Origin of the sequence: Phenylobacterium sp. (genome assembly GCF_030697925.1) — a bacterium.
Taxonomy (GTDB): domain Bacteria; phylum Pseudomonadota; class Alphaproteobacteria; order Caulobacterales; family Caulobacteraceae; genus Phenylobacterium.
This window is the reverse complement of the sequence record NZ_JAUYOJ010000103.1, coordinates 1-3,271: the sequence shown is the minus strand read 5'-3', so window position 1 is coordinate 3,271 and position 3,271 is coordinate 1. Positions and strand designations below refer to the sequence as shown.

Here is a 3,271-nt window from a genome sequence, read left to right as displayed (position 1 = left end):
GATCAACCCGACCATGGCGACGCTGGCGCCGAGCGTGCCCACCAGGAACACGGGCAACAGGCTGTGGATCATCTCCGAGGAGATATCCATGAACATCGAGACGAAGCCGATCGCCCAGACGCCGCGGGGGACCGCTCGTAGACCGCGTGAGGGTGAAGGGGCCAGCATCAGCGCCGCGCGTGGCGCCGTGGGCGGATCCGAAGACCGACGCGGAGTTCATCGACGCTGCTGGTGCCGATCACGACTGCCGCCAGCGCCGAGACCGTTTCGCCTTCCGGGTTCATCTAGGCGTCCTCAGTGGTTTTCGTGTCGCGCATCGGCGACGCGCTGCGCGTAGGTATCGAGCAGACCGCGAACGACGCCGACCTAGGCGCCGCCCAGCACCTGGATGACCGGGCACTCGGGGACGTCGCCGTCACCGCATTGGCGCACGGCGTCCTCCAACACGCCTGCCAACCGCGACAGGTCAGCGATCTTGGCATGCACGTTCCGAAGATGGTCCGAAGCGATCGTCTTGACCACGGCGCAGGACTGGCGGCCGGGCTCGGCCAGGGCCAGCAGCGCGCGGATGTCGTCCAGGGTGAAACCGAGCTCACGGGCGCGACGGATGAAGGCCAGATGCGAACGATGCTCAGGTCGGTAGCTGCGATGGCCGCCGACCGTGCGATCCGGGAGCGGCATCAGCCCGATCCGCTCGTAGTAGCGCACCGTCTCGAGGTTGACGCCGGCGGCGGCGGCGAGGCGTCCGATCGTTAGGCCCTGGCGAGGACTCATAATTCGCTTGATCCCGTAGTCGCTACGGGTTGCACACTAGCGTCGAACCCTTCGAAAGGCGACCGAATGACGTCTGAGCCCCATCGCCGATCCGACGGCCGCGACACTGTCGTCGGCTGGTCGGCGCTTGGCGCGGCGGCGCTGGCCGTGTTCGCTTGGGCGGCCTGCTGCGTGCTACCAATGGCGCTCTCTGTGGCGGGCCTGAGCCTTGCGGGGACGGCGGTCTTCGCCGGGCAGCGGACCTGGCTGACGGTGGCGACCGTCATCGTCCTGAGCGCCGGCTGGTGGATGGTCTGGCGACGCCGCAGGGCCTGCGTGCTGGACGCAACCTGCGCGCCGCCGTCAGGACTGATGGTCGGGCTGCTCTCTGCGGCGACCGTCCTGACAGGGCTGGCGCTGATCTGGCAGCCGTTGATCGAGCCCTATTTCCTGATGTTATTGAGGACGGCGCGCGGATGACCGACGAGACTGTCGAACTGCGCTCGACCCTCACCTGTCCGGAATGCGGCGCACGCTCGACGGAGACCATGCCGACGGACGCCTGCCAATATTTCTACGACTGCCCGGCCTGTAGCGCGGTGCTGAAACCCAAGGCGGGCGACTGCTGCGTCTTCTGCTCCTATGCCGACGTGCCCTGTCCGCCGGTTCAGGCGGACGGCAAGGGTTGCTGCGGCTGACAGGCGACCTCAGGGCCTTGGGTCGAAGCTGGGCATGGTAGGGCCTTCGCGCAGTCCGGGCGTACGCCGGGCCAGCGGGTGGCGCAGGAGGGCCCAGGCGATGATCGGCAGGCCGACCGCGCTCGGAAGCAGCCAGAAGGCGATCGGCGCCAGTTCACGCCAGGGCGGCAGGTTCCTGCCGTTGTCCAGGCAGAAAACCGTCAGCAGCAGGATGTAGGAGCCACCCATGCCGGTGAGGTGCAGTCGCACCCACCCCGGCCAGCGCCAGCGCCAGCGCATCGCGATGCGGCCGAACCAGGCCGACGCCATGGCCAGCGCGCCCAGGATGAAGAGATGATAGTGCTGCGCCCATCGGGTGATCGCCAGGCCGGTGGACGACGCGAAGACGGCGACTAGGCACCAGAAATGGATGGTCCCGACGTTGGAATGCCGGCCGCGGCCCTTGCGGCTCAACATGGCGACCGCGCCGGTCGCGACGTAGGTCAATCCTAGCAGGACAGGGCGAGCGTAGCGTCGAAGGGGTCGCGGCGCGCGTGGGGCTGTCGATCGCCAACGCCTCCCAACACCTGCGGCTCATGCGCGCCTCCGGCCTGCTGGCCTCGCGGCGCGACGGCAAGCAGGTGCTCTACCGCTTGAGCGACCCGGCCGTGGTGAACCTGCTGTCCGCGCTCGGTCGGTTGGGCGAACGCAACCAGGCGGAAGTCCGGGCGACCATGGCCGGGTATTTCCACGACCGGGACGCCATGGAGCCCGTGCCGCGCGCCGCACTCTCGTAGCGGATCAGGGACGGCCTGGTCACCGTGCTGGATGTCCGACCGGAGGACGAGTTCGCGGCGGGTCGGGTGCCGTCGGCGATGAACATCCCGCTGCGCGACCTGGCCAAACGACTGAGCGACCTGCCGAAGGACCAGGAGATCGTCGCCTATTGCCGAGGCGCCTACCGTGTCCTGGCGTTCGAGGCGGTCGCGTTGCTGCGCGAGCACGGCTTCACGGTGCGCCGGCTGGAGGACGGATTCCCCGAGTGGAAGGCGGCCGGCCTGCCTGTCGCATAATCCGCCTGGCCGTCCCGAAGACCGCCCGATGGGCGAATCCTCGTGACAGATCCGTCCAGCGGGCGGAAAATGGCGTCATGGCGCGCATTCTTATCGCCATTCTTGCCCTTCTGGCCCTCGCGGCCAGCCCGATCACCGCGTCGGCGGCGCCGATGGCCTGCGGCATGGATACCCCGCAGGCCGTCACCTCCAGCATGGTGTCGATGGATGCGCCTGCCGATCGGCACGCCGCGCCCGTCAAGCCCGATCCGTGTTGCGACAAGGTGTTGAAGGGCTGCGCCAAGGCCTGTTCGATGGCCTGCACGAGCGGCCTCGCTGTCCTAGCGGTGATGTCGAGCATCGCGGTCTTCCAAACCGCCTTGAGGCTCGACGCACCGAAAAGCGCGGCTTGGCGTTCCCACCTGCCCATTGGGCCCGACCGACCTCCGAAATCGCTGGCCTGAAGCCGGCGGCGGTCGCCGTCGGTTCCGCCGCGCCGCTGGTGCTGCGGTCGAGCGCCTGGAGTGTCAGGCGCGAGGCCTGGTTCCGCTCCGGCGCCGTCCCGCCAAGACGGCCCAGCCGTCTGGCGGATCCACAGATTTCGGGGAAACCCCAATGATCACTCGCTTAATCCTCACCGCCCTGATCCTCAGCCTGCCGCTGGCGATCGGGGCCTGCGCCGCCTCAGGAATGGACGGTGCGTACGCCTACCGCATGGGGCCACCGCCCTCGAACGCGAAGGACGTCTTCCGCACCGTCGTCAGGACGCCGCTTGCGGCCGACGCCCAC

Annotated in this window: 6 protein-coding genes and 1 pseudogene; 5 read left to right on the top strand and 2 right to left on the bottom strand. The window is 68.5% G+C overall.

Annotation, left to right across the window (positions count from 1 at the left end):
• Positions 1-366: 366 nt before the first annotated feature.
• Positions 367-774 (bottom strand): helix-turn-helix domain-containing protein, encoded by a 408-nt coding sequence (locus tag Q8Q88_RS09980; protein ID WP_305675042.1) that lies wholly within the window; start codon positions 772-774, stop codon positions 367-369.
• Between the two features lie 66 nt (positions 775-840).
• Here Q8Q88_RS09980 and Q8Q88_RS09975 point away from each other — a divergent pair, with 66 nt between their 5' ends.
• Together Q8Q88_RS09975 and Q8Q88_RS09970 are read left to right on the top strand one after the other, a co-directional pair.
• A complete protein-coding gene (locus tag Q8Q88_RS09975; protein WP_305675041.1) occupies positions 841-1,233 on the top strand; it encodes an MFS transporter permease in 393 nt (130 codons plus the stop codon).
• Complete coding sequence (locus Q8Q88_RS09970; protein ID WP_305675040.1) at positions 1,230-1,451, top strand: GDCCVxC domain-containing (seleno)protein; 222 nt, start codon at positions 1,230-1,232, stop codon at positions 1,449-1,451. Before Q8Q88_RS09975 ends, Q8Q88_RS09970 begins: the two co-directional genes overlap by 4 nt.
• A gap of 9 nt (positions 1,452-1,460) precedes the next feature.
• On the opposite strand, the gene Q8Q88_RS09965 is transcribed toward Q8Q88_RS09970, so the two are convergent.
• Positions 1,461-1,907: a hypothetical protein gene (locus tag Q8Q88_RS09965; RefSeq protein WP_305675039.1), complete on the bottom strand. Its 447-nt coding sequence runs from the start codon at positions 1,905-1,907 to the stop codon at positions 1,461-1,463.
• 26 nt (positions 1,908-1,933) lie between these two features.
• Here Q8Q88_RS09965 and Q8Q88_RS09960 point away from each other — a divergent pair.
• From Q8Q88_RS09960 to Q8Q88_RS09950, 3 genes and pseudogenes are all read left to right on the top strand, one after another.
• Positions 1,934-2,227: pseudogene (locus Q8Q88_RS09960) on the top strand (ArsR/SmtB family transcription factor); the annotation flags it as partial.
• Positions 2,228-2,230: 3 nt separating this feature from the next.
• Positions 2,231-2,503: a rhodanese-like domain-containing protein gene (locus Q8Q88_RS09955; RefSeq protein ID WP_371129839.1), complete on the top strand. Its 273-nt coding sequence runs from the start codon at positions 2,231-2,233 to the stop codon at positions 2,501-2,503.
• A 77-nt stretch (positions 2,504-2,580) separates the two neighbouring features.
• The gene (locus tag Q8Q88_RS09950; RefSeq protein WP_305675038.1) at positions 2,581-2,946 is read left to right on the top strand and encodes a hypothetical protein; all 366 of its coding nucleotides are present in this window, start codon (positions 2,581-2,583) and stop codon (positions 2,944-2,946) included.
• The last annotated feature ends 325 nt before the right edge of the window (positions 2,947-3,271 follow it).

Coding starts and splice junctions, on each gene's coding strand:
- Q8Q88_RS09970 (WP_305675040.1), top strand. CDS start 1,230: ATGACCGACGAGACTGTCGAACTGCGCTCGACCCTCACCTGTCCGGAA.
- Q8Q88_RS09975 (WP_305675041.1), top strand. CDS start 841: ATGACGTCTGAGCCCCATCGCCGATCCGACGGCCGCGACACTGTCGTC.
- Q8Q88_RS09965 (WP_305675039.1), bottom strand. CDS start 1,907: ATGTTGAGCCGCAAGGGCCGCGGCCGGCATTCCAACGTCGGGACCATC.
- Q8Q88_RS09980 (WP_305675042.1), bottom strand. CDS start 774: ATGAGTCCTCGCCAGGGCCTAACGATCGGACGCCTCGCCGCCGCCGCC.
- Q8Q88_RS09950 (WP_305675038.1), top strand. CDS start 2,581: ATGGCGCGCATTCTTATCGCCATTCTTGCCCTTCTGGCCCTCGCGGCC.